2 protein-coding genes are annotated in these 1,731 nt (G+C 73.4%); one reads left to right on the forward strand and one right to left on the reverse strand.

Annotation, left to right across the window (positions count from 1 at the left end):
* Positions 1-74: 74 nt before the first annotated feature.
* Positions 75-1,166 (reverse strand): NAD-dependent epimerase/dehydratase family protein, encoded by a 1,092-nt coding sequence (locus tag ACWGL3_RS32165; protein WP_452462160.1) that lies wholly within the window; start codon positions 1,164-1,166, stop codon positions 75-77.
* A gap of 78 nt (positions 1,167-1,244) precedes the next feature.
* On the opposite strand from ACWGL3_RS32165, the gene ACWGL3_RS32170 reads away from it, so the two are divergent.
* Positions 1,245-1,706, forward strand: coding sequence for a MarR family winged helix-turn-helix transcriptional regulator (locus tag ACWGL3_RS32170; protein ID WP_267949177.1), 462 nt, complete (start codon positions 1,245-1,247; stop codon positions 1,704-1,706).
* The last annotated feature ends 25 nt before the right edge of the window (positions 1,707-1,731 follow it).

Here is a 1,731-nt window from a genome sequence, read left to right on the forward strand (position 1 = left end):
GGGGGGGGGGGGGGGGCGGGGGCGGGGGGGGGGGGGGGGGGGGGGGGCCCCCCCCCCCCCCCCCCCGCCGCCGTTCAGCGGACGGTGGCCGCCCGGAGCGGCCCCGCGGGCAGCGTCCCCTGCTGCCGGTACCAGGCGCCCGTCGCGGCGACGGTCTCGGCGACGGAGCGGAACTCCACGCCCAGGTCCCGCTCGGCCAGCCCCGAGGTGATGTGCCGGTCCTCGCCCTCGCGCAGGACCCGCACCCCGGCGCGGGTCGCCGTCGGCTCGCCGCCGCCCAGACGGGCCTGGAGCTCCATGAGCGACGCCGCGGCCAGTGCCAGCCCGGCCGGGACCGCCCGGGGCGGGCGCACGCCCGTCTCGGTGGCGACCACCCCGGTCAGCCCCGGCACGGACCGCTTGACCCCGGCCACCACGTAGCGGTCGTGCCGGCCCACGCGGGCGGCGGCCACGCAGGCGAACGCCACGTCGCGGGCGTCCACCACGTAGTTGGACAGCCGGGGCACCGCCTTGACCGCCCCCTTGGCCACGCCGAGGAAGAGGCGCCCCGAGGAGGTGGGACCGGCGTCGCCGGGCCCCCACATCCACCCCGGCAGGACCACCGAGACGCGGGTGGACCCGGTCCGCCCCGATCGGATCATCTCGTCCACGGCCCGCTCGGCGCGGACCTTGCTGGAGGGGTAGCACTCCGAGACCCGGAGCCCCGCGTACTTCTCCGGGGGCGGGGTCGACTCGTCGGCGGGCTGTTCGGGCCCGCGCAGCGCCAGCGTGTTGATGGAGCTGGTGTGGACGAACACCGGCACCCCCGCCTCGGCCGCCGCGGCCAGGACCAGGCGCGTCCCGGTGACGTTGACCCGCTCCAGGGGCTCGGTGAGGGAGGGGTCCTGGAAGTACTCGCGGAAGTAGGCGGCGGTGTGGAAGACCTCGTCCACCCCCGCGAAGAGGGTCCGGTAGGAGTCGGGGTCGGTGACATCGCCCGGGGCCAGGCGCAGGCGGGGATCGGCGGGGAGTAGCGTACGGGCGCGGTCCAGGTCGCGGACCAGGGCGACGACCTCCTGCCCCTGCTTCAGCAGGAGTCGCACGATGTTGCTGCCCAGGAGACCGGTCGCGCCGGTGACCAGGGCCCTCTCCCTCCCCGGGAGCGGTGTGGTGTGGGTGTCCGCCATGGTTTCACATCCCAAATATTATATAGTTGATCTATAATCATTACTCGTGATTATTTATGGAGTGAGGGTGACCGAGTTATGGAGAACGCGGCCGAGTGGGACACCCCCCTGTGGCACACGACCGGTTTCCGGCTGATCAAGCTGGGCGAACTGGCCCAGGCGACCACCGCGTCGATCTTCGGACCCCAGCAGATCTCCTCGCGCGAGTTCCACGTCCTGTCCGCGGCGGCGTCGATGTCCAACCCCTCCCAGAAGGAGCTGAGCCGGGTCCTGGGCGTGGATCCCAACGTGATGGTGGGGCTCGTCGACAGGTTGGAGGAGCAGGGGCTCGCCGTCCGGGAGCGCAACCCCCGGGACCGGCGGCGCTACATCGTGACGACGACGGAGAAGGCGGCGCGCATCCTGGAGGAGGCCCGCGAGACCGTCGCCGAGGCGGAGTCGGAGTTCTTCGCCACGCTGTCGGAACAGGAGGTCAGGACCCTGCACGAGCTGGCGGGGCGCCTGCTCGCCACCCACCCCCGGGTGACCAAGCAGGAGTAGCCGGGAGGGGTCGGTGTCGGGGGCG

The sequence above is a fragment of the Nocardiopsis sp. NPDC055824 genome (genome assembly GCF_053616335.1).